This is a genomic window from Streptomyces sp. NBC_01689 (assembly GCF_036250675.1).
Classification (GTDB): Bacteria; Actinomycetota; Actinomycetes; order Streptomycetales; family Streptomycetaceae; genus Streptomyces.
Map to the genome: position 1 here is coordinate 5761338 of NZ_CP109592.1, position 26469 is coordinate 5787806.

At 72.9% G+C, this 26469-nt stretch carries 18 protein-coding genes and 1 tRNA gene; 9 read left to right on the forward strand and 10 right to left on the reverse strand.

The features are described from left to right. Positions 1 to 120 precede the first annotated feature (120 nt). The 3 genes from OG776_RS24590 to OG776_RS24600 all read right to left on the reverse strand — a co-directional run bounded on the left by OG776_RS24590 (position 121) and on the right by OG776_RS24600 (position 2879). The gene (locus OG776_RS24590) at positions 121 to 1095 is read right to left on the reverse strand and encodes a ribose-phosphate diphosphokinase (RefSeq protein WP_148008788.1); all 975 of its coding nucleotides are present in this window, start codon (positions 1093 to 1095) and stop codon (positions 121 to 123) included. A gap of 145 nt (positions 1096 to 1240) precedes the next feature. Continuing rightward, positions 1241 to 2689: a bifunctional UDP-N-acetylglucosamine diphosphorylase/glucosamine-1-phosphate N-acetyltransferase GlmU gene (glmU, locus tag OG776_RS24595; protein ID WP_148008787.1), complete on the reverse strand. Its 1449-nt coding sequence runs from the start codon at positions 2687 to 2689 to the stop codon at positions 1241 to 1243. Positions 2690 to 2804: 115 nt separating this feature from the next. Beyond that, positions 2805 to 2879 (reverse strand) — tRNA-Gln (locus OG776_RS24600). 240 nt (positions 2880 to 3119) lie between these two features. On the opposite strand from OG776_RS24600, the gene OG776_RS24605 reads away from it, so the two are divergent. Continuing rightward, complete coding sequence (locus tag OG776_RS24605; RefSeq protein WP_148008786.1) at positions 3120 to 4430, forward strand: sensor histidine kinase; 1311 nt, start codon at positions 3120 to 3122, stop codon at positions 4428 to 4430. 241 nt (positions 4431 to 4671) lie between these two features. Here OG776_RS24605 and OG776_RS24610 read toward each other — a convergent pair whose 3' ends face one another. Then, positions 4672 to 5166 carry an SUKH-3 domain-containing protein gene (locus OG776_RS24610; protein WP_148009437.1) on the reverse strand — a complete coding sequence of 165 codons (495 nt, stop codon included), beginning with the start codon at positions 5164 to 5166 and terminating at the stop codon, positions 4672 to 4674. A 146-nt stretch (positions 5167 to 5312) separates the two neighbouring features. Beyond that, positions 5313 to 5819, reverse strand: coding sequence for a YwqJ-related putative deaminase (locus OG776_RS24615; protein WP_329322534.1), 507 nt, complete (start codon positions 5817 to 5819; stop codon positions 5313 to 5315). A gap of 228 nt (positions 5820 to 6047) precedes the next feature. Here OG776_RS24615 and OG776_RS24620 point away from each other — a divergent pair, with 228 nt between their 5' ends. The 3 genes from OG776_RS24620 to OG776_RS24630 all read left to right on the forward strand — a co-directional run bounded on the left by OG776_RS24620 (position 6048) and on the right by OG776_RS24630 (position 11195). Beyond that, positions 6048 to 7043 (forward strand): SMI1/KNR4 family protein, encoded by a 996-nt coding sequence (locus tag OG776_RS24620; protein WP_148008785.1) that lies wholly within the window; start codon positions 6048 to 6050, stop codon positions 7041 to 7043. Positions 7044 to 7050: 7 nt separating this feature from the next. Then, positions 7051 to 10095, forward strand: coding sequence for an SUKH-4 family immunity protein (locus tag OG776_RS24625; RefSeq protein ID WP_329322535.1), 3045 nt, complete (start codon positions 7051 to 7053; stop codon positions 10093 to 10095). A gap of 212 nt (positions 10096 to 10307) precedes the next feature. Next, positions 10308 to 11195 (forward strand): cellulose-binding protein, encoded by an 888-nt coding sequence (locus OG776_RS24630; protein WP_329322536.1) that lies wholly within the window; start codon positions 10308 to 10310, stop codon positions 11193 to 11195. A 68-nt stretch (positions 11196 to 11263) separates the two neighbouring features. Here the strand turns inward: OG776_RS24630 and OG776_RS24635 are convergent, their stop codons facing one another. The 3 genes from OG776_RS24635 to OG776_RS24645 all read right to left on the reverse strand — a co-directional run bounded on the left by OG776_RS24635 (position 11264) and on the right by OG776_RS24645 (position 15419). Further along, a complete protein-coding gene (locus OG776_RS24635) occupies positions 11264 to 12946 on the reverse strand; it encodes a sodium/solute symporter (RefSeq protein WP_148008783.1) in 1683 nt (560 codons plus the stop codon). Continuing rightward, the gene (locus OG776_RS24640) at positions 12943 to 13560 is read right to left on the reverse strand and encodes a DUF485 domain-containing protein (protein WP_329322537.1); all 618 of its coding nucleotides are present in this window, start codon (positions 13558 to 13560) and stop codon (positions 12943 to 12945) included. The genes OG776_RS24635 and OG776_RS24640 overlap by 4 nt, the downstream gene beginning before the upstream one ends. A 323-nt stretch (positions 13561 to 13883) precedes the next feature. Further along, the gene (locus OG776_RS24645) at positions 13884 to 15419 is read right to left on the reverse strand and encodes an MFS transporter (RefSeq protein ID WP_148008782.1); all 1536 of its coding nucleotides are present in this window, start codon (positions 15417 to 15419) and stop codon (positions 13884 to 13886) included. 440 nt (positions 15420 to 15859) lie between these two features. Between OG776_RS24645 and OG776_RS24650 the strand changes: the two genes are divergently transcribed. The 3 genes from OG776_RS24650 (at position 15860) to mfd (ending at position 23126) form a co-directional block, all read left to right on the forward strand. Then, positions 15860 to 16648, forward strand: a complete 789-nt coding sequence (locus OG776_RS24650; RefSeq protein ID WP_148008781.1) for an ABC transporter ATP-binding protein — start codon at positions 15860 to 15862, stop codon at positions 16646 to 16648. Beyond that, positions 16645 to 19227, forward strand: a complete 2583-nt coding sequence (locus OG776_RS24655) for an ABC transporter permease (protein WP_148008780.1) — start codon at positions 16645 to 16647, stop codon at positions 19225 to 19227. The genes OG776_RS24650 and OG776_RS24655 overlap by 4 nt, the downstream gene beginning before the upstream one ends. A gap of 344 nt (positions 19228 to 19571) precedes the next feature. Beyond that, positions 19572 to 23126: a transcription-repair coupling factor gene (mfd, locus tag OG776_RS24660; protein ID WP_329322538.1), complete on the forward strand. Its 3555-nt coding sequence runs from the start codon at positions 19572 to 19574 to the stop codon at positions 23124 to 23126. A gap of 180 nt (positions 23127 to 23306) precedes the next feature. Here the strand turns inward: mfd and OG776_RS24665 are convergent, their stop codons facing one another. Further along, positions 23307 to 23882, reverse strand: coding sequence for a TetR/AcrR family transcriptional regulator (locus tag OG776_RS24665; protein ID WP_329322539.1), 576 nt, complete (start codon positions 23880 to 23882; stop codon positions 23307 to 23309). 123 nt (positions 23883 to 24005) lie between these two features. Between OG776_RS24665 and OG776_RS24670 the strand changes: the two genes are divergently transcribed. Next, on the forward strand, positions 24006 to 24947 hold the full coding sequence (locus OG776_RS24670) for an SCO6745 family protein (protein WP_261994487.1): 942 nt from the start codon (positions 24006 to 24008) through the stop codon (positions 24945 to 24947). 302 nt (positions 24948 to 25249) lie between these two features. Here the strand turns inward: OG776_RS24670 and OG776_RS24675 are convergent, their stop codons facing one another. Beyond that, positions 25250 to 25447 (reverse strand): antitoxin, encoded by a 198-nt coding sequence (locus OG776_RS24675; RefSeq protein ID WP_148008778.1) that lies wholly within the window; start codon positions 25445 to 25447, stop codon positions 25250 to 25252. Between the two features lie 162 nt (positions 25448 to 25609). On the opposite strand from OG776_RS24675, the gene OG776_RS24680 reads away from it, so the two are divergent. After that, on the forward strand, positions 25610 to 26338 hold the full coding sequence (locus tag OG776_RS24680; protein ID WP_329322540.1) for an HNH endonuclease family protein: 729 nt from the start codon (positions 25610 to 25612) through the stop codon (positions 26336 to 26338). Positions 26339 to 26469 lie beyond the last annotated feature (131 nt).

Sequence of the window (26469 nt, forward strand, 5' to 3'; positions counted from 1 at the left end):
CCGAACATCGGCCTGCTACGAAGAGCGCGTCGATAACGGACCGCCACACAGCAGTGTGGCCTCCCTCGCCGAGCAACTGTCGCAGTCTACTCGGCGGGAAGGCCACACCCAAAAGGATCTTTACTGCTCCTCGAACAGGCTCGTCACCGAGCCGTCCTCGAAGACCTCACGCACCGCGTTGGCGATGGTCGGCGCGATGGAGAGCACCGTGATCTTGTCCAGCTCCAGTTCGCCCGGGGTCGGCAGGGTGTCCGTGAAGACGAACTCGCTCACCTTGGAGTTCTTCAGGCGGTCGGCGGCCGGACCGGAGAGCACGCCGTGCGTGGCCGTGACGATGACGTCCTCGGCGCCGTGCGCGAAGAGGGCGTCGGCGGCGGCGCAGATCGTGCCACCCGTGTCGATCATGTCGTCGACGAGGACGCAGACGCGGCCCTTCACGTCACCGACGACCTCGTGGACGGTGACCTGGTTGGCGACGTCCTTGTCGCGGCGCTTGTGCACGATCGCCAGCGGGGCGTCCAGGCGGTCGCACCAGCGGTCGGCGACGCGCACACGGCCCGCGTCCGGGGAGACGACGGTGAGCTTCGACCGGTCGACCTTGGCGCCCACGTAGTCCGCCAGGATCGGCAGCGCGAAGAGGTGGTCGACCGGGCCGTCGAAGAAGCCCTGGATCTGGTCGGTGTGCAGGTCGACGGTGAGGATGCGGTCGGCGCCCGCCGTCTTCATCAGGTCCGCGATCAGACGCGCCGAGATCGGTTCACGTCCGCGGTGCTTCTTGTCCTGGCGGGCGTAACCGTAGAACGGCACGATGACCGTGATGCTCCGCGCGGACGCCCGCTTCAGGGCGTCGATCATGATCAGCTGCTCCATGATCCACTTGTTGATGGGAGCCGTGTGGCTCTGCATCAGGAAGCAGTCGGCGCCGCGGGCGGACTCCTGGTAGCGGATGTAGATCTCGCCGTTGGCGAAGTCGAAGGCCTTCGTCGGGACTACGCCGACACCCAGCTTGTGGGCGACCTCCTCGGCAAGCTCGGGGTGGGCGCGGCCGGAGAAGAACATCATCTTCTTCTTGCCGGTCGTCTTGATCCCGGTCACAGCACTGTCTCCTCAGAGGTGTCTCAGCTGGATGGTGAGAGGGCATCTCCACTGGGCGCGGGAGGCCGTCTCAGCTGGGGGTGCGGGTGCACGGTGCGGGTGTGCACTTATCACGGTACGCCGTGGCAGACGCACCTGTTTCCGGTCAGGCTTCGCCTTCCGGCTGCCCGGAGGCCGCCTCGGCCGCCTTCGCGGCCGCGCTCCCGGGACGCTTGCGGGCCACCCAACCCTCGATATTCCGTTGCTGGCCACGGGCCACGGCGAGCGAACCGGGCGGTACGTCCTTGGTGATGACGGAGCCCGCCGCGGTGTACGCGCCGTCCCCGACCGTGACAGGAGCCACAAACATGTTGTCCGAACCGGTGCGGCAGTGGGAGCCCACGACGGTGTGGTGCTTCTCCTGCCCGTCGTAGTTCACGAAGACACTCGCGGCGCCGATGTTCGAGTGGTCGCCGATCGTCGCGTCGCCCACGTAGGTGAGGTGCGGGACCTTGCTGCCCTCGCCGATCGTGGCGTTCTTCGTCTCGACGTACGTGCCGACCTTGGCCCTGAGGCCGAGGCGGCTGCCCGGCCGCAGGTACGCGAACGGGCCGACCTTGGCCTCCGGGCCGATCTCGGCGCTGTCCGCGACCGTGTTGTCGACGCGCGCCCCCGCGCCCACCCTGGTGTCCTTCAGGCGGCAGTTGGGCCCGACCTCGGCGCCCTCGGCGAGGTGGGTGGCGCCCTGGAGCTGGGTGCCGGGGTGCACGATCGCGTCCTGCTCGAAGGTGACGGTCACGTCGACCCAGGTCGAGGCCGGGTCCACGACGGTGACGCCGGCGAGCATGGCCCGCTCCAGCAGCCGGTCGTTGAGGGTCCGGCGGGCCGCCGCCAGCTGGACGCGGTTGTTGATCCCGGCGATCTCGCGGTGGTCGGCGGCGACGGACGCGCCGACCCGGTGCCCGGCCTCGCGCAGGATGCCGAGGACGTCGGTGAGGTACTCCTCGCCCTGGCTGTTGTCGGTCCGGACCTTGCCGAGCGCGTCCGCGAGCAGCTGCCCGTCGAAGGCGAACACCCCGGAGTTGATCTCCCGGATCGCCCGCTGCGACTCGGTGGCGTCCTTGTGCTCGACGATCGCGGTGACGGCGCCGCTGGCCCCGTCCCGGACGATACGGCCGTACCCGGTGGCGTCGGGGACCTCGGCGGTGAGCACGGTGACGGCGTTGCCGTCGGTCTCGTGGGCCGCGGCGAGCCGGCGCAGGGTCTCCCCGCCGAGCAGCGGGGTGTCGCCGCAGACCACGACGACGGTCCCGTCGAGACCGCCGCCGAGCTCCTCGAGCGCCATGCGGACGGCGTGCCCGGTGCCGTTCTGCTCGGCCTGCACGGCCGTGCGGACCGTCGGCTCGGACTCGGTGAGGTGGGTGGTGACCTGCTCGCGGGCGTGGCCCACGACGACGACCAGGTTCTCCGGGTCCAACGCGCGGGCGGCCTCGAGTACATGGCCCACCAGGGAACGACCGCACAGTTCGTGCAGGACCTTCGGTGTGGCCGACTTCATACGGGTGCCCTCACCCGCTGCGAGAACGACGACGGCTGCCGGGCGATTGGCGCTCACGGGACTGCCCTTCGGCTACGGATGACTGGGGTGTGGACAACCGCAGGATACCGGGGCGTATCAGGAGTGACATGAGAGCGGGCCCCGACGGAACTGTCGGGGCCTGGAAAGGTCATGGCTCCCCCGCCAGGACTCGAACCCGGACAGATGGCACCAAAAGCCACAGTGCTGCCAATTACACCACGGGGGATCAAACCCGACTGGACCGGGCCTTTGGCCAGGTCGCCGAGCGGGCACCCAACACTATGCCGTACCGGGCGCCTTCGACGCGACGGTACCGATTCACCCGGACATCCGGGGTCGAACGCCGAGCGATTCGGCAGTTCGGGGGAGACCGGCGGGAGGCACCTCCGATCGGGGGCGGACCGCACGCCGGGGAGGAGGCGAAACTCACCGGAAAAGGGATGGGGAGCAAACGTAGGCTGGAGCCATGACCACGACGGGGGAAGAGCACACCGCGGCCGGGACAGGGCCGTGGTGGTGGGTCAGGTGGCGTGGCGCCGCGCTCGACGTGGGCCTCGCGCTCATGTCCGCGGCCGAGTGCGCGACCGAGGGGATTCCGTTCGCGCACGACGCGGGCCTGCCGGCGGCGGTGGGCGCGGTGTTCGGGCTGCTCGCGGGCTCCGTGCTGCTGCTGCGGCGGAAGTGGCCGATCGCCGTCGTCCTGGTGTCGATCGCGATCACGCCCGCGCAGATGGGCTTCGCGATGGGGCTCGTCGGGCTGTACACGCTCGCCGCGTCGGAGCTGCCGCGCCGGATCATCGGGGCGCTCGCCGGGATGTCCTTCGCCGGGATGCTGATCGTCACGTTCGTCCGGGCCCATCAGGGGATGGTGCGCGGGGACGTGACGATGGGGGACTGGTTCGTCCCCTTCGTCTCCATCACCACCGCCATCGGGATGACCGCCCCGCCCGTCCTGCTCGGCCTCTACGTCGGGGCACGGCGCCGGCTGATGGAGAGCCTGCGGGAACGGGCCGACTCCCTGGAACGGGAGCTGCAACTGCTGGCCGAGCGGGCCGAGGAGCGGGCGGAGTGGGCGCGCAACGAGGAGCGCACCAGGATCGCCCGCGAGATGCACGACGTGGTCGCGCACCGGGTGTCCCTGATGGTGGTCCACGCGGCGGCCCTCCAGGCCGTGGCCCGCAAGGACCCCGAGAAGGCCGTACGGAACGCGGCCCTCGTCGGTGACATGGGACGCCAGGCGCTGACCGAGCTGCGCGAGATGCTGGGCGTGCTGCGCACGGGGGACGGGCTGGCCGCGCGGCCCCAGCCGGTGCCGCTGGCCGCGGTGGGCGTGGCGGCGGCCGCGGCGGCGTCCCGCGCGGTCGACGACCCGGGAGAGGGCCCCAGCCTCGCGGAACTGGACGAGCTGGTCGGGCAGTCGGCGGCGGCCGGCATGGTGGTCGCCCTCTCGGTGGAGGGCGACACCCGGCCGTACGCGCCGGAGATCGAGCAGACCGCCTACCGGGTCGTCCAGGAGGCCCTGACCAACGTCCACAAGCACGCGGCCGGCGCCAAGACGTACGTGCGGCTGGCCCACCGGGTGTCCGAGATCGCCATGCAGGTCGAGAACGAGTGTCCGCCCGAGGCGGGGGTCGGGTCCGCGGTACGGCTCCCCAGCGGCGGGAACGGGCTGCTGGGGATGAAGGAGCGGGTCGCCGCGCTCGGCGGGGTGTTCGTGTCCGGGCCGACGGACGCGGGCGGGTTCCGGGTGTCGGCGGTGCTTCCGGCGGAGGCGTGAACGCGACCGCTCCCAGGACCAGGGCTTCGGCCTGGACGGCCTCGTCCTCAGACGCCGGACGGGCTGAGGATGCCGGCCGGCGCTGAAAGGCTCATGTGGTGATCTTTCCGACGCGGGCGCGCATCTCCAGCCCGTCCGGCGTTTGAGGACGAGCCCTTCGGGCGAAGGCGGGGGTCTGGGGGCGGAGCCCCCAGGTACGGATGGGTCGGGTAGGGGCGGCGGGGGCGAAGGAACGGGGTCGTCAGCCCGCGGTCAGACGCCCCGGCTCGATGCCGGAGACGAGCGTCGTCAGCGCCGTGTCGATGTCCGGTCCGAGATACCAGTCCCCGGTGTGATCGAGCGCGTACACCCGCCCCTCGCTGTCGATGGCGAGCAACGCCCGGGAGTCCGCCTCCTCACCCAGTGGACACACCTCCGCATCGAGCGCCCGCCCGAGATCCCCGAGCGTGCGGGCCATGTGCAGCCCGTGCAGCGGATCGAGGTGCAGCGCGCTCGGCGCGAGCTGCCGTCCGGGCCCGGACGGCACGACCCGCAGCCCGCCGAACTCCGCCCACGCCTCCACCGCGGCCGGGAACACGGCATGCCGGTGCCCGGCGGGCGACTCGTGCTCGCGCAGCGCGTCAGCCCAGTACTCGGCCTGCTTTATGTCCCAGCGTCCGGGCTGCCACCCCGCGGAGCGGAGCGCGGCGTCCACGGGGACGGAGAAGCGTGTGGAGGTGGTGCGGTCGGCGTGCATCTGCCCTTCGTTCGTCGAGCGACATGGGATCGGGGGACATCCGGGGGACAACGGGGGGACAACGGTCCGGCGGCGCGGTGAGGGGTGAGCGGCGGGGAGGGAAAAGGGGGGCGCCGTCGTAGGTACGGGTGCGGAGGCCGCGCGGTTCAGGCGTCGGCGGACGCCGTGGGGTCGACGACGCGGACACCGAAGTGCTCGCTGAGCGCCGTGCAGGCGCGGCAGGGCGCCGCGAAGCTCCCGTGCAGCGGGTCGCCGTCCTCACGGATGCGGCGCGCGGTGAGCTTGGCCTGCTTGAGGGCCCGGCGCGCCTCACCGTTCGTCATCGGCTTGCGCGCGGCCCGCTTGCTGCGCGCCGCGTCGAGGCCGGTGATGTGCCGGGAGATCAGGATCGCCTCGGCGCAGCGTCCGGTGAAGCGGTCGCGCTGCGCGCTGGTGAGGGTGTCGAGGAAGTCCTGGACCAAGGGGTGCAGGACGGGCGGCTGGTCGCCGCGGGCCGCGGTCCCCGTGAGGGTCGCGCCGCGTACGGAGAGGGCGGCGGCGACGGTCGGGAGTATGCCGTCCCGGCGGTGCAGGAGGGTGGGGGTGCGCGCCGCCTCGGAGCTGCTCCAGCCGAGGCGCGGGTCCCCGGACGTGCCTGTATGCGTCGCGTTCATGATCACTCTTCCCTCCCGTGCATCCCCCGATGCGGCTACAGACTGCCAAACGGCTCGGCCGGTGGGGAAGCTGGGGCGCGCGACACGCCCGGGCTTCGCCGCACCGTCACGGCGAGGTGACGGCAGGTCACGGAATCGGAGGCCCGGTGACCGGTGTCCGTCAACCGCATAGGCTGTCGACATCCGCGATCCACAGAGCTCTTGAGAACGCCGCAGGGGGCAACAGCGATGACGACAGGTCGGCTCGGGCAGCAAGCCGCGCCGCCGAACGCGGCCTACGCCGGGCAGGTCGTGCACTTCCCGGATCCGGTCCGGGCCGCTCGCCACCCCAGGGGTGTACGGGTCGACGCGCACGGCTACCCCGACTTCTCGGCGTACGCGCGTGCCGCCGCGGAGATCGCCGAGCCCCCCGAGGGCTTCGGCGTCGACGAACTGCGCCTGACGGACTACGTGTCGGCGAACGCGGCGCTCGCCGCGACCGGCCACGAACTGTGGGACACGATCCCGCCGGTGGCCACCCCGCACGGCTGGACCTGGCACCACGTGGCCGGTACCCGGCGGCTGGAGCTGGTCCCCGTCGAGGTGAAGGCACTGCTGCGGCACCACGGTGGCATCGCGACCACGGCCGTCGACCACACCAAGCGCGGGACGCGGCCGTTGCAGGAGACCCGCCCCGCCCACTTCGGACTGCCCAAGTCCTCGGTCGCGGTGACGGAGCAGCAGGTGCTGGCGGTCGAGGAGGATCTCGGGTACCGGCTGCCCGGTGCCTACCGGTCCTTCCTGAAGGCGGCGGGCGGCTGCGCGCCGGCCGGCGCGGTGCTCGACGCCGAACTCGGACTCCTGCTCGACCAGCCGTTCTTCACCGTGCGCGACGAGGCCGCGGTCAACGACCTCGTCTACATCAACAAGTGCCTGCGCGACCATCTGACCAAGGACTACCTGTGCATCGGTTTCGTGCAGGGCGGTCTCCTCGCCGTCAAGGTGAAGGGCGACGCGATCGGGTCGGTGTGGTTCTGCGCGTACGACGACGCCCGCGACCAGGACGCGTGGCCGCCGGCCGAGCGCGTGCAGCGGCTGCTGCTGTCCTGCGGCGCCGACTTCGACCAGTTCCTGTCCCGGCTCGCGGGCAATCCGCCGGAGCTGGAGACGGTGGCGAACCTGATGGTGGACGGCGGCTTCGCGCACGCCGTCCCCGTCTCTTCCGTGTCTTCGGTGGGGGAGTGAACGTCCGATGGTGACCTTCGCGCAGGCGCAGGAGCGCGCGGAAGAGTGGATCAACGGCGATGTGCCCGGGTACCAGCACCGCGAGGTGCGGGTCCGGGAGTTCGAACTCGGCTTCGTGGTCTGGGCGGAGGACCGGGCCGACGGTCCGCGCTCCGACGGCGGCGCGCAGCGGCTCGTCATCGCGCGGGACAGCGGCGAGGCGACGCTGTGGCCCGCGCTGCCCGTCGGTGAGGTGGTCCGCCGCTACGAGGAGGAGTACGGGGCGCCCGACCGGTCCCCGGAACCGCCGCCGGCGCCCCCGGCCCGGGTCGACCTCAACCAGACGTCGTTCCTGCTGAGTCCACCGGAGTGGCTACAGGAGGCCGCGGACAAGCTCGGCATCCCGGACCGGCGTCCGGGGGCCTCCGGGGGCTCGGGCACCGACGGGGCGGGATCCCGCCCGGCCGCCGCCTCCGCCGCTGTTCCGGGACAGACGCAGGGGCAGGGGCAGGGGCAGGGGCAGGGGCACGGTCCGGCTTCCGCGGGCGGTGGCCCGGCGGCGGCCGCGCCCGCCGAACCCCAGGACGCGGTGCCGCACGCGGGGCCCTTCGGGGCCGGACCGCGTACCGCGCCCGGTCTTCCCGCCGCCGGAGCCTCCGGTGTCTCCGGCGGAGCCACGCCGTGGCCCGCCGCCGCGGCCGGTGACGAGCCGGACGCGGGTCCCCGGGACGGTGCGGCGGCGCCGGGGGTACCGGCGTCGGCGACCCCGTGGGCGGGGACGGACACCAACGCCGAAGCGGGCGAGGACCGTTCCGTACCGCTGCCCGCGACGGTGTTCGCACCGCCGCTGACCGACGCCGACGACACGCCGGTGCCCGGGGCGATCGCGGACGCCAAGACGGCACTGATCTCCGGCGGCAGCCGGCTTCCGCCCACGGCGGTCACCCCCGCGCTCGACGACACCCCGCCGCCCCCGGCGTCCTACGGCTATCCGCAGGGTCCGCCGGTGCCCGGCACACCCCCTCCGGGTCCGCCGCCGGCCTACGGGTTCCCGCAGGGGCCCGCCGGTGCTCCCGGCACCCCGCCGCCCGGGCCGTCCGGCGCTGCGCAGGGCGCGCCCGCCGCGGGGGCGCCCGGGTACGGCTACCCGCAGGCACCCGGCGACGCTCCGGACTCCCCGCAGCCGCACGCCGGTCCGGGCGCCCCGGTGGCGCCTCCCCGGCCGCTGCCCCCGCACGCCGGTGACATCGCCGACGCCGCGACCAGCAAGGCGCAGCCGCCGCGGGGCGCACGGAGCGGCGGCCCGAGCGCGCCGCCTCCGCCGGGTGCACCCGGCACGCCGGGCGCACGGCCGGGCAGCGCGCCCGCGCCGTCCGGGCCCGGTGCTCCGGGCACCCCGGCGGGCGGATACGTGCCCACGCAGCTCGTCTCCCAGCTGGGCCCGGGCGGTCCCGGCGTACCCGGAGCGCCCGCCGGTGGCCCCGGCGTGCAGCCGCCCGGCCCGCCCGGCACCCCTCCGCCCGCGGACGGTACGCCTCCCGGTGGCGTCCACCACGCCGCCACGATGCTGGCGGGCCCGCCCGCCGGTGCCCCCGGCGCGCCCCAGCCGCCCGGCAGCCCCGGTGCTCCCGCGGCGCCGGGGGCTCCCGGTGCTCCGGGCGCTCCGGGCGGTCAGCCCCCCGGCGTCCACCACGCCGCGACGATGCTGGCGGGCCCGCAGTCCGGTGGTCCCGGCGCACCGCCGGCCCCGCAGGCCCCCGGCGCGCCGCAGCCGCCCGGCAGCCCCGGTGCTCCCGCGGCGCCGGGGGCTCCCGGTGCTCCGGGCGCTCCGGGCGGTCAGCCCCCCGGCGTCCACCACGCCGCGACGATGCTGGCGGGCCCGCAGTCCGGTGGTCCCGGCGCACCGCCGGCCCCGCAGGCCCCCGGCGCGCCGCAGCCGATGCCGGGCCAGCCGATGCCGGGCGGCCCGATGCCCCCCGGCCCGCCCCCGCAGGGTGTGCCGAGGGGAGGTCCGGTCCCCGGGCCGCCCACACCTCCCGGCCACTCGATGCCTCCGGGCCCTCCCACGCCCCCGGCGTACGGCTATCCGCCGACCGGTCAGCCGACCGTCGGTCCCGGGTACCAGGCCGTGCTGCGCTACCGCGCGCAGGACGGCTCGGAGCAGCAGTTGATCCGGCGTTCGGCACCGGGCACGCCCCATCCGGAGTGGCAGATGCTGCACGAGCTGCGGGCGATGAACGTGCCCCCGCAGCAAGTGCTGGAGCTGCACACCGAGTTGGAGTCCTGTGAGCTGCCGGGCGCCTACTGCGCACGGATGATCCGGGAGACCTGGCCGCAGGCACGGATCACGAGCATCGCCCCGTACGGCACGGACCACGCGAGCCGTCAGCAAGGTATGCACGAACTGCTCGCGCACCAGGGCGAGTTGCACCAGGTGGCGGACGGGCCCGCGCGTCTGGCCCCGGTGCGGGCGCCGATCCCGCCGGTGCAGCCCGCGCCGCCGGTGCCGCCGGAGGCGATCGGGCACGAGCTGGCGTCGGCGTTCGGACCGGGTGTGTTCCGGTTCGACCAGGTCGCCGTCTCCCGTCAGGGGGTGCCGGACATCGTGGCGCACACCCTGGTGGTGGCCGGACTCCCGGTCGACATGAACCCGTTCTTCTGGGCGCAGGCCCAGCCCGGCCGTCCGGTGCCGACGCTCGCCGAGCTGGCGCAGGAACGCGGGGTCCACCCGGCGCCGGACGCGGGCTCGTACCTGGTCATGGGCAGCGACTTCGGCAAGGCGATCTGCGTCCAGTACGGCACGGCGAACATCGTGGCCGTGCCCGTGGAGGCGGGGCCGGGCGGGGCCCCGGTGCCGCCCCAGTTCGTGAACACGGGCCTGCCCGAGTTCGTGCGCTGTCTGGCGCTCCTCGGCCGGATGTGGCGGCTGCGGTTCGGGCTCAACCAGGAGCAGGCGGGGCGCTGGACCGTCGACTTCCAGGCCCAGCTCGCCTCGCTCGACCCGGCGGCGCTCGGCTCGCCGGAGAGCTGGTGGTCGGTCCTGCTGGAGCAGATGTGGGACGGCCTGCTGTGACCGCGCGCTGAGCGTCGCGGCCCCGCGCCGCACACCGCACATGGGTTGAACCCGGTCCACATGACCGGGTTCAACCCATTTTTTGCTTCCCTCGACCGGAACCGGCGGGCGGAGTGTCGCGTTATGAACACTTACGCCTTATCCATCAGGATATGCGCCACATGATGTCGACGAATCACGGCGCACGGCGCGCATCGGAGAGGGGTCCAGGGATGAGCAGCGCATCGGTGTCGCCGCACGGCTTCCCGTCGGTACGGGGGCGCGGCTACCGCCCCGAACAGGTCGACGCCTGCGCCGGAGCCCTCTCACGGGACCGCGACGCGGCCTGGGAGCGCGCCGCCCGGCTGACGGTCCTGGCCAAGGAGATGGACGCGGAGGCGCGGCGGCTGCGCGAGGCCGTGGCCCGCCTCGCCCCGCAGACCTACGACACGCTCGGCGAACGCGCCCGCCGGCTCTTCGAGCTCGGCGAGGAGGAGGCCGCGGCCGTGCGCGAGACCGCGCGCCGCGAGGCCGCGGATGCCGTCGACGAGGCCGAGGCGGCGGGGCGGCGGGTCCGCGAGACCGCCCGGGAGTACGCCGACGGGGTGCGCGCCGAGGCCGACGAGCACGCCCGGCGGCGACTGCTCGCCGCCCGCGCCGAGGCCGACGGCGCACGGATCGCCGCCCGCCGTGAGATCAAGGAGAACCGCACACGGGCGCTGGCCGCGCTGCGCGAGGTGCGCCGGCGCACGGAGGTGCTCCTCGCCGAACGCGAGAGGGAGCACGCCGGGCGCCGGGAGGAGGCCGAGCGCGTGGCCGCCGGGCGGGCGGAGGCGTTCGCGGCGCACCACGCGGAGCGGACGGCCCGCGCCGAGGCCGCGCTCGCCGAGGCCCGAAGCGCCCGTGCCCGGGCCGAGGAGGAGGCCCGGCTCGCACAGGAGGAGCCGGAGGCGAGGGCCGCCGAACTGCTCGCCGGGGCACGGGCGCGGGAGGAGCGGATCGTCCGGGAGACCGAGCGGGTGCTGCGCGAGCACGGCGAGCGGTGGGACGACGTGCGGGCCCACATGGACCACGTACGGTCCAGCCTCATGACCCTGACGGGCCGCGCACCGGTGGAGTAGCCGGCGCGCGGCCGGGGCGGCGGGAGGCGCACAGTGCGCGCCGGGACACGGAACGGCCGGAGGTGCCCTCAGCGCGCCCCGCGCGACCCCGTGCGCCCGGGGGAGCGCACCGCCCCCGCCAGGATCCAGCCCTCCACCGCCTCGTACTGCCTGCGCTGTTCCTCCGACTTCCGGCGGCCGGAGACCACGGTTCCCAGCCAGCCGTACGCGAAGCCCAGGGGGATCGACACCAGCCCGGTCGTGGTGAACGGGAACCAGTTGAAGTCGGCCTCGGGGAACGCGGAGGTGGGCGAACCCGAGACCAGGTTGGTGCCGGTCATCAGGACCAGGACGGTCAGCGAGCCCCCGATGAGGGTGCACAGCAGGCCCGTACGGGTGTAGCGGCGCCAGAACAGCCCGTAGACCAGCGCGGGCGCCAGCGCGGAGGCGCCCAGGCAGAACGAGAGCGTGATCAGCGGCTGCAGGCTGCGGTGCTGGACGAGGGTGGCCAGCAGGATCGCCGGCGCGCCGACCGCGAGGGCCGACAGCCGGGCGAGCAGCATCTCGCGGCGGGGGGACAGTTCGTCGTCGCGCCTGCGTCCCCGGAAGAGCCGGGCGTGCGCGAACACGTCGTGCGCCAGGGAGTTGGCGCAGGCCAGGATCATCCCGGCGACGGAGGCGAGCACGGTCAGGAAGATGGCCGTGGTGACCGTGGTGAACAGGAGCGTCTCGGCGGTCGACACGTCCGGTCCGAACACGGCCCGCGAGCCCAGCAGATAGGCCGTGTTGCCCTGCGGGTCGGCGCGCGCGATCACCCCGCGTCCGATCAGCGCCGTGGCCCCGAAGCCGACGACCGTGATGACCAGGACGAAGAGGGCCACGCACGGCACGGCCCAGGACAGCGAGCGGCGTACCTGGCGGGCGCTGCCCGCGGTGTACATGCGCATGGTGACGTGCGGGAGGCAGGCGCCGCCCAGGACCACCGTCAGCTCCGAAGTGATCATGTCCAGGCGGGGGCTGGGGCCGCCGGAGAACTGCAGACCGGAGTGGAGGAACGCGCTGCCGACCCCGCTGTGGTCGGCAGCCGCCCGGGAGAGCGCCCCCGGGTCCCAGTCGAAGCGGTTCAGGATGAGCAGGGCGATCACGGTGCCCGAGCCGAGCAGCATCACGATCTTCAGGATCTGGATGAGGGCGGTGCCCTTCATGCCCCCGATCGCCGCGTAGCCGATCATCAGCGTGCCGAGCCCGACGATGCAGCCGGTCTTCAGCGAATCGCCGGAGAACCCGAGGATGAACGCCAGCAGGTCGCCGGTGCCCGCCAGTTGGACCAGCATGAGGGGCAGCAGCGCGACGATGGTCGCGGCACACGCGGTGACCCGTACGGCACGGCCCGGCATCCGGCGCGCGAGTGCGTCGCCCATGGTGAACCGGCCCGCGTTCCGCAGCGGTTCGGCCAGCAGGAACATGAGCAGCATCAGGGAGAGCGCCGTGCTCAGCGCGAGCACGACCCCGTCGTAGCCGGTGAGCGCGATGACTCCGCCGGTGCCGAGCACGGTCGCCGCCGAGATGTAGTCCCCGGCGATCGCGAGGCCGTTGCGCATCGGTGAGAGCGACCCGTACCCCGTGTAGAACTCGTCGAGGTCGTCGCGGTCCGGCCCCGTCATCACGCACAGCAGCAGCGTGACCGTGGTGACCGCGGTGAACGCGACCAGCGACATGGCCTGCGCGGAACTGCTGAACCCGGTCCCGCCGGTCCCGGCCGCCCCGGTCATCGGGCCGCCTCCCGGATCGCGTCCAGCTCGCTCTGCCTGCGGATCCGGTCCGCGACCGGGTCGACGCCCCGGCGGGCCGTGTACTCGTACACCCCGATCGCCAGGCAGGTCACGGGCACCTGCAGCAGCCCGAGGAGCAGTCCGGTCGGCAGGCCGCCGGAGACCGTGCTCGTCATCAGGCCCGGCGCGAACGCCGACAGGAGCAGGAAGAGGGTGAAGTACCCGAGCGCCGTGAGCGTCGCCACGCGCCGCTGACGGCGGTAGGCGCCGCGCAGCAGCCGGATGTCGCTGTGCTGCCCCAGTGCGTGGTGCCGCGGCCGCCGGGTGCGCGGTGGCTCCGGCGGCCGCGGCTGCCAGGGGTAGGTGGCGTACGCGGGGGAGTGCGGGGCGGGTCCGTCGCGGAACTCCGGATACGGGTCCGGGTGCGGGTGCGGACGGGGGTCCGGGGCGCGCTGGGGATACGACTCCGCATACGCGTCCGGATACGGGTCATGGAGCGGGGACGGGCGCGCGGCGGGCGGTGGGTTCCGGGGCGGGTACGGCGGCGGATACGGGGGCGGTCCGGGTGGTCGGTGCGGCGTCTGGTGCTCGGGGGACGAGAACGCGTCTGGCATCCCGGTTCTCCTTGCGTGGCTCGGGTCCGGTGCGGACCGCAGGGAGCAGGGGGGTGAGCGAGGCACGCTACTCGCAAGTAGCCCTTGGTGGGCGGGTTTCGGCGAACTGATCGGTCGGTATGCGCTTACTTCGCTGACCTGGGGTGTTACCCGAGTGAACCTCTGTGACGGAAGTGTGAAGAGGTAGGTGTGTGGTGTCGGGGGTGGGGGGTGTTCGCAACCATGCGCCTCACCTCGCCGCGCCTTGCCGCACCTCGCCTGCCCCGCCGCCGGACGGACTCAGGTCCCGCCGGCACGCGTGCCCGGCGGCGCGGGCGACGCCCTCAGTCCGCGGGGTTGTCGAGGACCGGGAAGCGCTTCGGCGCCACGAACAGCAGCACCAGGAAGGCGAGCACGGCGGCGCACGCGGCGCCGAGATACACGGCGTGGACCGCGTCGGCGACAGCGTGCCGCACCCGCTCGCCCGGCGCGCCCGAGTCCAGCGCCCGTGTCACCGCGTCCAGGTCCCCGGCCCCGCCGAGCCGCGCCGCCAGCACCCCGTTGGCGATGGCCCCGAACAGGGTCGCGCCGACGGTCTGGCCGGTCTGGCGGCAGAAGAGGACGGACGCGGTCGTGGTGCCGCGCTCCTCCCAGCCGACCGTCGCCTGGACACCGATGATCAGGGGGAGCTGGAAGAGGCCCAGGGCGCCGCCCAGCAGCAGCATCAGCAGGGCCGGCTGCCAGGGCGAGCCCGGATAGGGGAGGAAGGGGAAGGCCAGCAGGATCAGGGCCGCGGCGCCGATGCCGGCCATCGCGGTGCGGCGGAAACCGATCCGCCGGTAGACGTGCTGGCTGAGCGCCGCGGAGACCGGCCAGCTCAGGGTCCACACGGACAGTACGAACCCGGCGGTGACCGGCGCCAGGCCCAGGACCGCCTGCGCGTACGTGGGCAGGAACACCGACGGGGCCACCATGAGCAGCCCCAGCGCGCCCAGCGCCAGGTTCACCGCGGCGATCGTGCGGCGCCGCCACACCCACCCGGGGATGATCGGCTCGGCCGCCCGGCGCTCGATCACCACGACGGCCCCGACCAGCGCGAGTCCGGCACCGAACAGGGCGAGCGAGGGGGCCGACAGCCAGTCCCAGGCCACCCCGCCCTGCACCAGCGCGGTCAGCAGGACGCCCCCGCAGGCGAAGACGGCGAGCGCGCCCGCCCAGTCGATCCGCCCCCGCCCGGCGGACTCCCGTACCGGCTCGTGCAGATGACGGACGATCAGCCACAGGGCGAGCGCGCCGATCGGCAGATTGATCAGGAAGATCCAGCGCCAGTCCGCGTACGCGGCGAGCACACCGCCGAGCGCCGGTCCGGCCACCGCCGAGGTCGCCCACACCGTGGACAGCCTGGCCTGGATCTTCGGGCGCTCCTTGAGCGGGTAGAGGTCGGCGGCGAGCGTCTGCACCGTGCCCTGCAGCGCACCGCCGCCCAGCCCCTGGACGACCCGGAAGACGATGAGCGCGGCCATGTTCCAGGCGGTGGCGCAGAGCAGGGAACCGAGGAGGAAGACGACGGCGCCCGTGATCAGCACCGGCTTGCGGCCGAAGGTGTCCGACAGTTTCCCGTACACCGGCAGGGTGACCGTCACGGCGAGCAGATAGCCGGAGAACAGCCAGGAGAAGACCGAGAAACCGCCCAGGTCGCCGACGATCTGCGGCACGGCGGTCGACACGACGGTGGAGTCCAGCGCGGCGAGCGCCATGGCGAGCATGAGCGCCGCGACGACCGCGCCCCTGCGGTCCGCGGGAGCCTGCGGACGCAGTGTCCCCGCGGTGCGTATCCCGGTGTCCCCCTGGTCCACGGAATTCCTTCCCCTTGCATCCATCGCCTCGGGCCACCCTCTCACCCGACCCTGACGTCGTGGCAGGGCGGCAGCGGGCCACGGGCCCGCGGCCCCGCGGGTGGAGCCGACCCCGAGAACGACTCCACCGGAGGGTGGACAACCCCTAGGGGTACCTCCGTACCAGGGCTCGGGGAGGGTTCGTACCGCTGGAGGAGGAGACGGGGCGGTGCGCTTCCTTAACCTGGCTTTACGCCGCTGACGAGCGGCCGGGAGGCGGTCGGGACGTACGGGGGTCGTACGGACCGCACTCCCGGGGGTGGGGTTTTCCCCAGCAGAAGACTGCGCTGGGCACCAGCGCGCCGCAGCACCCCCGGCCGCCAGACTTACCGACGTAGCCACGAGCACCGCATCAGCTCGGGACAGCCCGCCACCGCATCCGCGGACCGACCGGCTCGTCCGCCGACCGACTTAGGAGACTTACCGTGACATCGGCTGTGACCATTCCCAGGCACGGGGGCACTGGAGGGCGTACGGCCGTTGCCGCGCGAGCGCGGCAGGTCGTGAAGGCGTACGGGTCCGGAGAGACCCGCGTCGTCGCCCTGGACCACATCGACGTGGACGTAGCGCGGGGGCAGTTCACCGCGATCATGGGCCCCTCCGGGTCCGGCAAGTCCACCCTGATGCACTGCCTCGCCGGGCTCGACACCGTGACGAGCGGACAGATCCACCTCGACGAGACCGAGATCACCGGCCTCAAGGACAAGAAGCTCACGCAGCTGCGCCGCGACCGGATCGGTTTCATCTTCCAGGCGTTCAACCTGCTGCCGACGCTGAACGCGCTGGAGAACATCACGCTCCCGATGGACATCGCCGGCCGCAAGCCGGACAAGGCGTGGCTGAGCCAGGTCGTGGAGACCGTCGGGCTCGCCGACCGGCTCAAGCACCGGCCGACCCAGCTCTCCGGCGGCCAGCAGCAGCGCGTGGCGGTGGCCCGGGCGCTCGCCGCCCGGCCCGAGATCATCTTCGGCGACGAGCCGACCGGCAACCTCGACTCACGGGCCGGCGCCGAGGTCCTGGGCTTCCTGCGCCGCTCCGTGGACTCGCTCGGCCAGACCATCGTGATGGTCACCCACGACCCGGTGGCCGCCTCGTACGCGGACCGCGTCCTCTACCTCGCGGACGGCAGGATCGTCGACGAGATGCACCAGCCGACGGCCGACCAGGTCCTCGACCGCATGAAGGACTTCGACGCCCGGGGGCGTACGTCATGACCGTCCTGAAGACCTCGATGCGCAACTTCTTCGCGCACAAGGGGCGGATGGCGCTCTCCGCCGTCGCGGTCCTGCTGTCCGTCGCCTTCGTCTGCGGCACGCTGGTGTTCACCGACACCATGAACACGACCTTCGACAAGCTGTTCGCCGCGACCTCCTCCGACGTGACGGTCTCGCCGAAGGCCGCCAAGTCCGACGGCACCCCCCAGAACGGCCGGCCGGAGTCGCTCCCCGCCTCCGCGCTGACCCGCACCGCGAAGGCCGACGGCGTCAAGTACGCCGAGGGCGCGGTCAGTTCCATGAACGTGACCGTCGTGAACAGCGCGAACAAGAACATGGGCTCCAGCACCGGCGCCCCGACCATCGCGGGCAACTGGACACGCAACGACCTGCGTTCGATGGAGATCACCACCGGTCACGCCCCGCGCGGGCCGACCGAGACCATGGTCGACGCCGACACCGCGGGGAAGCACCACCTCAAGCTCGGTGACGAACTGCGCACCATCGCCGTCACCGGGGACTTCAAGGCCCGGATCGTCGGCATCGCCACCTTCAAGGTGACCAACCCCGGTGCCGCCGTCGTCTATTTCGACACCGCCACCGCACAGCGCGAACTGCTCGGCACCACCGGCCGGTTCACCCAGATCAACGTCTCGGCCGCGAGCGGCGTCACCGACGCGCAGCTCAAGCGGAACGTCACCGCCACGCTCGCCGCGGACACCACCGCCCGGACGCCGTACAAGGTGCAGACGCAGAAGGAGAACGCGGACGAGAACCGCTCCGGTGTCGGCTCCTTCATGAACGTCATCAAGTACGCCATGCTCGGCTTCGCCGGCATCGCCTTCCTGGTCGGCATCTTCCTGATCATCAACACCTTCTCGATGCTGGTCGCCCAGCGCACCCGCGAGATCGGCCTGATGCGGGCCATCGGCTCCTCCCGCAAGCAGGTCAACCGGTCCGTGCTCATCGAGGCGACCCTGCTCGGGGTCTTCGGCTCGGTCCTCGGCGTCGGCGCCGGTGTCGGCCTCGCGGTCGGCCTGATGAAGCTCATGTCGGCGGCGGGCATGGACCTGTCCACCCGCGACCTGACCGTGAAGGCGACCACCCCGGTCATCGGACTCCTCCTCGGAGTCGTCGTCACCGTCCTCGCCGCCTATCTGCCCGCCCGCCGGGCGGGCAAGGTCTCCCCGATGGCCGCGCTGCGCGACGCCGGGACCCCCGCCGACGGCCGGGCCGGTCTCGTCCGCGGCATCATCGGCCTGGTCCTCACCGGCGCCGGAGCCTTCGCGCTCTTCACGGCGGCCGGCGCGGACAAGGCGAGCGACGGTTCACTGGTCCTTGGCGCCGGTGTGGTCCTGACCCTGATCGGGTTCGTCATCATCGGCCCGCTGCTCGCCGGGGGTGTGGTCCGGGTCATCAGCGCGGTGCTGCTGCGCTTCTTCGGCCCGGTCGGCCGGATGGCGGAGCGCAACGCCCTGCGCAACCCGCGCCGTACCGGTGCCACCGGCGCGGCCCTCATGATCGGCCTCGCGCTGGTCGCCTGCCTCTCCGTCGTCGGCTCCTCGATGGTCGCCTCCGCGACCGACGAACTCGACCGGACGGTCGGCACCGACTTCATCGTCCAGGGCAACCAGCGGATCGTCCCGCAGGCGGCGAAGGCCATCGAGTCCACGCCCGGTCTGACGCACGTCACCCACTACCGGGACATCGAGGCGAAGCTCGTCGCCCCGGACGGCTCCTCGGACAGCGACGGCGTCACCGCCGCCGACCCCACCTACGCGCAGGACCTGCACCGCAAGACGACGGCCGGTGACCTGACCGCCGCCTACGGCAAGGACTCCATGTCCGTCGGGTCCGACTTCGCCGCCAAGCACCATGTCGCGGTCGGGGACACCCTGACCGTCGCCTTCAAGGGCGGCAGCACGGCGAAGCTCAGGATCGCCGCGATCACCGACGACGACGTGGCCATCGACCAGGGCGCGCGCTACGTCAGCACCGAGACCATGCGCAAGTACCTCCCGGCCGACCGGATCCCGCCGGACCAGATCATGTTCGCCACCGCCAAGGCCGGCCAGGAGAAGACCGCCTACGCCGCCCTCAAGAAGGCGCTGGCCGGCTACCCGCAGTACGAGGTCCGTGACCAGACCGACTACAAGCAGGAACTGAAGGACCAGATCGGCCAACTCCTGAACATGGTCTACGGCCTGCTCGCCCTCGCGATCGTGGTGGCGGTCCTCGGGGTGGTCAACACGCTGGCCCTGTCGGTGGTGGAGCGGACGCGCGAGATCGGCCTGATGCGGGCCATCGGTCTCTCCCGTCGCCAGCTGCGCCGCATGATCCGGCTGGAGTCGGTCGTCATCGCGCTCTTCGGAGCCCTGCTCGGCCTCGGACTGGGCATGGCCTGGGGCGCCACCGCCCAGAAGCTGCTGGCCCTGGAGGGGCTGAAGGTCCTGGAGATCCCCTGGGGCACCATCGGCGCGGTCTTCGTCGGCTCGGCGTTCGTGGGCCTGTTCGCCGCCCTGATCCCGGCGTTCCGGGCGGGCCGGATGAACGTGCTGAACGCGATCGCGAGCGACTGACGAAGGTCCGGCGATCGTCCGGCGATCTCCGGACGAGCGCCTGCCGACCATCCGTTGACCGAAAGTGATCGGAAGTGGCGGAAGGTGACCGGAGGTGGCCGGGGTGACTCGGAGGCCGCCGGACCGCGAGGCCGCCGCGTACGGGGGTCGCGGGGGAACGGGCCCGGCCGGAGAGGTGAACACCTCTCCGGCCGGGCCCGTCGTGGTGCCGGGGACGGCGGCGCGGGCCGGGCGTTGTCCACAGGCCCGGCGGGAGGGGGCGCGCCGTCGTAGGCTGGAGATCCCCGGCCCGTGGCGACGTGTCGGGCCCTTCGCGTTGCCCACTCTCCGGATGGAAGCCCTTCATGAGCCTGCACGGTCTGCTCGACGCCGTCGTCAAGGACGCCGCTCTCGCGGAAGCGGTGAAGGCCGCGACCGGCGAGATCCGGATGCACGTCGACCTGGTGGGACCGCCCGCCGCCCGCCCCTTCGCGGTGGCCGCGCTCGCCCGCGAGACCGGCCGGACCGTACTGGCGGTCACGGCCACGGGACGCGAGGCCGAGGACCTTGCCGCCGCGCTCAGATCGCTCCTGCCCCCCGACTCGGTCGCGGACTACCCCTCCTGGGAGACCCTCCCCCACGAGCGCCTCTCCCCCCGCTCCGACACAGTCGGCCGCCGCCTCGCCGTCCTGCGGCGCCTCGCCCACCCGCGCCCCGACGACCCCGAGACCGGCCCGGTCTCCGTCGTCGTCGCCCCCGTCCGCTCCGTGCTCCAGCCACAGGTCAAGGGCCTCGGAGACCTGGAACCGGTCGCGCTGCGCACCGGCCAGAGCGCCGACCTCGGCGCCGTCGTCGAAGCGCTCGCCGCAGCCGCCTACTCCCGGGTCGAACTGGTCGAGAAGCGTGGCGAGTTCGCGGTCCGCGGCGGCATCCTCGACGTCTTCCCGCCCACCGAGGAGCACCCGCTCCGGGTGGAGTTCTGGGGCGACGACGTCGAGGAGATCCGCTACTTCAAGGTCGCCGACCAGCGCTCCCTGGAGGTCGCCGACCACGGACTGTGGGCGCCCCCCTGCCGTGAACTGCTGCTCACCGACGACGTACGGCAGCGGGCCGCCCGGCTCGCCGAGGACCACCCCGAACTGGGCGAACTGCTCGGCAAGATCGCCGAGGGCATCGCCGTCGAGGGCATGGAGTCGCTGGCCCCGGTCCTGGTCGACGACATGGAGCTGCTGCTCGACGTGCTGCCCGAGGGCTCCATGGCCGTGGTGTGCGACCCGGAGCGGGTACGGACCCGGGCCGCGGACCTGGTGGCGACCTCGCAGGAGTTCCTCCAGGCGTCCTGGGCCGCGACCGCGGGCGGCGGCGAGGCCCCCATCGACGTGGACGCGGCCTCCCTGTGGTCCATCGCGGACGTCCGTGACCGGGCCCGTGAGCTGGACATGATGTGGTGGTCGGTGTCACCGTTCGCGGCCGACGAGTCGTTCACCGAGAGCTCCGGCACAGCGGGCGACGCCGACACCCTCAAGCTCGGCATGCACGCCCCCGAGACCTACCGCGGCGACACCGCCCGCGCCCTCGCCGACACCAAGGGCTGGCTCGCCGAGGGCTGGCGCACGGTGTACGTCACCGAGGCGCACGGCCCCGCCGCCCGGACCGTCGAGGTGCTCGGCGGTGAGGGCATCGCGGCCCGTCTGGAGACCGACCTGGCGGACATCGGCCCGTCCGTCGTGCACGTCTCCTGCGGCTCGATCGACTACGGCTTCGTGGACCCGGCGCTCAAGCTCGCCGTCCTCACCGAGACCGACCTCTCCGGCCAGAAGGCGGCCGGCAAGGACGGCGCGCGCATGCCCGCCCGCCGCCGCAAGACCATCGACCCGCTCACCCTCGAAGCCGGCGACTACATCGTGCACGAGCAGCACGGCGTCGGCCGCTACATCGAGATGGTCCAGCGGACCGTGCAGGGCGCGACCCGCGAGTACCTGGTCGTCGAGTACGCCCCGGCCAAGCGCGGCCAGCCCGGCGACCGCCTCTACATCCCGACCGACCAGCTGGAACAGATCACCAAGTACGTCGGGGGCGAGGCACCGACCCTGCACCGCCTCGGCGGCGCCGACTGGACGAAGACCAAGGCCCGCGCGAAGAAGGCGGTCAAGGAGATCGCCGCGGACCTGATCAAGCTGTACAGCGCGCGCATGGCGGCCCCCGGGCACGCTTTCGGCTCCGACACGCCCTGGCAGCGCGAGCTGGAGGACGCCTTCCCGTACGCGGAGACCCCCGACCAGCTCACGACCATCGCCGAGGTCAAGGAGGACATGGAGAAGACGGTCCCGATGGACCGCCTGGTCTGCGGCGACGTGGGGTACGGCAAGACGGAGATCGCCGTCCGCGCGGCCTTCAAGGCGGTGCAGGACGGCAAGCAGGTCGCCGTGCTCGTCCCGACGACGCTCCTCGTGCAGCAGCACTTCGGCACCTTCAGCGAGCGCTACTCGCAGTTCCCGGTGAACGTCCGGGCGCTGTCGCGCTTCCAGACGGACACGGAGGCCAAGGCGGTCCTGGAGGGGCTGCGCGAGGGCTCGGTGGACGTCGTCATCGGCACCCACCGCCTGTTCTCCTCGGAGACGAAGTTCAAGGACCTGGGCCTGGTCATCGTCGACGAGGAACAGCGGTTCGGCGTCGAGCACAAGGAGCAGCTGAAGAAGCTGCGCGCCAACGTCGACGTCCTGACGATGTCGGCGACCCCGATCCCGCGCACCCTGGAGATGGCGGTCACGGGCATCCGCGAGATGTCCACGATCACCACCCCGCCGGAGGAACGGCACCCGGTGCTGACCTTCGTCGGCCCCTACGAGGAGAAGCAGATCGGCGCCGCGATCCGGCGCGAACTGCTGCGCGAGGGCCAGGTCTTCTACATCCACAACCGCGTCGAGTCCATCGACCGCGCGGCCGCCCGGCTGCGGGAGATCGTGCCCGAGGCGCGCATCGCGACGGCCCACGGCCAGATGTCGGAACAGGCCCTGGAGCAGGTCGTCGTCGACTTCTGGGAGAAGAGGTTCGACGTGCTCGTCTCGACGACGATCGTCGAGTCCGGCATCGACATCTCCAACGCCAACACGCTGATCGTGGAGCGCGGCGACAACTTCGGCCTCTCGCAGCTGCACCAGCTGCGCGGCCGGGTCGGGCGAGGCCGGGAGCGCGGCTACGCGTACTTCCTCTACCCGCCGGAGAAGCCCCTCACGGAGACGGCGCACGAGCGGCTCGCGACCATCGCCCAGCACACCGAGATGGGCGCGGGCATGTACGTCGCGATGAAGGACCTGGAGATCCGCGGCGCCGGAAACCTGCTCGGCGGCGAGCAGTCCGGCCACATCGCCGGCGTCGGCTTCGATCTGTACGTCCGCATGGTCGGTGAGGCGGTCGCCGACTACCGGGCCTCGCTGGAGGGCGGTGTGGAGGAGGAGCCGCCGCTGGAGGTCAAGATCGAACTGCCGGTCGACGCCCACGTCCCGCACGACTACGCGCCGGGCGAGCGGCTGCGGCTGCAGGCCTACCGCGCGATCGCCTCCGCCAACACGGAGGAGGACGTGAAGTCCGTGCGGGAGGAACTCGTCGACCGCTACGGCAAGTTGCCCGAGCCGGTGGAGAACCTGCTGCTGGTCGCCGGACTGCGGATGCTCGCGCGGGCGTGCGGGGTCGGCGAGGTCGTGCTCCAGGGCACCAACATCCGCTTCGCGCCGGCGGAGCTGCGGGAGTCGCAGGAGCTGCGCCTGCAGCGGCTGTACCCCGGCACGGTCATCAAGCCGGCCGCCCACCAGCTCCTGGTCCCCCGCCCGAAGACCGCGAAGGTGGGCGGGAAGCCGCTGGTCGGGCGGGAGTTGCTGGGGTGGACCGGGGAGTTCCTGGCGACGGTGCTCGGGTCGTAGCGGCGGATCCGGCGCCCCGGGGGAGGCGGTGGCGGCGGTGCCTCGCCGCCCGGGTGGTGGCGGCGGGGTCTGGCCGCCTGGCCGGTGGCGGGGCGGGTCGCGCAGGTGGTCCGGGGCACGCCGGTGGCGTGTGCGGGCGCGCGGGTGTCGCGGGCCGCGTCGCCGGTGCCCCGGCCCGGGTCACGCGGGCGGTGGCGCGAACAGCATTCCGGTCAGGGTGCGGAAGGTCTCCTCGGGGTCCTGGCCGTCGAGCGGACCGTCCAGGTTGTGGCTGAGGAGCAGGGTCGCGAAGCCGTGGGCCAGGGACCAGGCGGCGACTCCGGCGAGACCGGGGTCGGCGTCCGGACCCGGGCGCCGGGCGGCGACGGCGCGGCGCAGGCTGTCGGCCGTCAGGGCCCTGGCGGTGGTGAGCTCCACGTCGTCCGCCCGCAGGAGCTCCGGGGCGAACATCACCTGGAAGTGCGCCGGGTGCTCGCGCGCGAACCGCACGTAGCGGACACCCGCCTCCCGCAGGTCCGCGGCCTCGGTGAGCGAGGCGGCCAGCAGTCCGTGCCCCTCGGCCGCGATCGCCGTGAGCAGGCCCGTGCGGTCCTTGAAGTGGTGGGCCGGTGCCGCGTGCGAGACACCCGCCCTGCGGGCCAGGTCACGCAGGCTGAGCGCGGACGGACCCGCCGTCGCGATGACGTCCAGGGCGGCGCTCAGGATGGCGCGCCGCAGGTCGCCGTGGTGGTACGGGCGGGGGGTCGTGGTCTCCATGGTCGTCAGCGTACGCCGTATCTAGGCATTGACAAGTTCGGTCGGGCGAGGCAATCTTGTCAATGTCAAGTTGTCGGGCGGGGGTCGGCCGGGTGCCGACTGGGCATGGACGGGGGCGGTGTCATGACGTGGAGCGGCGAGGGAGCCGGTGGCGGGGCGGAGAAGGCCGCGGCCGGGCGGGAAGCGGTCCGGGGCGGTGACGAGGCCGATCCCGCCGAGGTGCGCCGGCTGTGGCATCTGCTGGAGCCCCTGCACGCGGTGCTCTACTACGCGCCGCAGGTCTTCGAAGAGGCGGCCGCGCTCGGTTACGGGACGGACGAGCGCTGGCCGTCGTACTTCCCGTTCCGTGCCGCGCCCCTGGGAGCGGCCGGTGGTGAGCGGGTGGCCTCCGCCTTCTACAGCTTCAGTCCGCGCATGGTCGCCGCGCACATCGACCGCGCCTGGACCGTGGCGGATCCGGTGGACGTGCTGAGAGCGAGGGAGCGGGGCATGGACCGTGCGTACCGCGCGATATTCGGCGACCGGGTCACGAGCCCCGAACTCGTCGAGTCCGCCGCCCTGTTGCGTCGCGTCGCCGAAGCCGCGAACACGGCGGGCCGTCCCCTGGCCGCCGCGAACGCGGAGCTGCCCTGGCCCGAGGCGCCGCACCTCCAGCTGTGGCACGCGGCGACGATCGTGCGCGAGCACCGCGGTGACGGGCACCTCGCGGCGCTGCTGGTCGCCGGGCTCGACCCCGTCGAGGCCCTGGTCTCGTTCGCGGCGGTCGGTGCGGCCTCCGTGGAGCGCTTCGGCAGCCGTGGCTGGAGCGCCGAGGAGTGGCGCGCGGCAAGCGAACGGCTGTCCGTGCGCGGCCTGCTGACGGAGTCGGGAACGGTCACGCCCGCCGGACGCGGACTCCGCGCCGAGGTCGAGCGGCGCACGGACGAACTCGCCGCCGCCCCTTGGGGGATCCTCGCCGCGGCCGACCGTGCCCGTCTCGTCGAACTGCTCGGAGAGTTCTGGGTCGCGGTGCTGGGCTCGGGCCTGCTGCCCGCGGAGTCGACCCTCGGTATCGGCCGGGTGTGACGCGCACGGGCGTCGCGCGCGGGAGAAGGGACGGCCGGCGCGGCAGGTCCCGGCGCGGGACGGGGCGCGGTGGCGGCGCGGTTGCGTGGGGCGGGCGAGCCGTGCTGCTCGGTGGTGCGAGCCGTGCGGGCTTGGCGGCCGTGTCACAGGGGAAGCCGTCCGCGGGAGTGGTGCTTCACGGACGGCTTCGGTGTCTCGGTTGCTCGATGTCGGGACGTGGGCAGCGTTCCGCGGCGCGGAGCGGTCCGGCCGACCGGGTCCGCGCGGCCGGGGGCGGGGCCCGTGGGACGGCGCCCGAGGGGCTACCGCTGGTCCGGTCGGTCGGGACGTTCGGGTCGGTCACCGCCCAGGCCCGTCGCGCCCTCGATCCGCTGCTGGGCGTCGTCGGCCTGACCGGTGTACTTGTCGCCCGTCCTCTTGTTGACGTCCCGTTCGGCGTTGTCGGACATGCCCTTGCCCTTGGACCTCGCATGGTCCTTGAACCTGTCGAAGATGCCCATGCGGAACTCCTTCCGGAGGTGCGTCACCACCGACGATACGCCCGGCGTGCGCCAGTTGCCCGTTGAGTACTGGTATGGCCCCGGCATACCGGCGGCTACGGTGGGCACCTGGGGAGATACGCCCGTACAGGGCGGACCCGGGGAGGCAAGGGGAGGGGCGTCGTGGTGCGTCGGAGGGGTGGGGCGGCCGTGGCCGCGCTGATGGTGTTCGCCGTCGGTGCCGGAGTCAGCGGCTGCAAGGAGGACATGGGCGGGGCGGCGGGGCCGACGGGTTCCGGGGCCGGCGGCGGTGCCGCGCTCAGCGCGGTGGACTCGCTGACCGTCAAGGGGCGTGCGCCCAAGACGGGGTACAGCAGGGAGAGGTTCGGCACGGCCTGGGCCGACACCGACTCGAACAAGTGCGACACCCGCGACGACATCCTCAAACGGGACCTCAAGGACGTGAAGTACACCGGCGGCAGCTGCCGCGTGGCGTCCGGCACGCTCGACCCCGACCCGTACTCCGGCAAGCACGTGACGTACAAGCGGGGCCGCAGTCTGGTGGACATCGACCACCTCGTCGCGCTGTCGGACGCCTGGCAGAAGGGCGCCAAGTACTGGGACGGCAGCAAGCGGATAGCCCTGGCCAACGATCCGCTCAACCTGCTGTCCGTCGACGCGAGCACCAACCGCAGCAAGGGTGACGGTGACACCGCGACCTGGCTCCCGCCCGACAAGACGTACCGCTGCACGTACGTGGCGGCGCAGGTGGCCGTGAAGAAGAAGTACGGGCTGTGGGTGACCGGTGCGGAGAAGGCCGCGATGAAGAAGGTGCTCTCCGGCTGCCCCGGCCAGAAGCTCCCCGAGGGCGGCAATCCGACCCAGGCGCCGAAGCGGTTCCACGCGAACTGACCCGGACCCGGCGGACCCGGCCGACGCGCGTCCGGCGCGGGCGCCCCGGACCCGGCGGACTCCGCCTCGGCGCGCATTCGTTCCGTCCGAGGGCGACGAAAGGCGGCCGTCGCCCGTTCGGTTCGACGGCC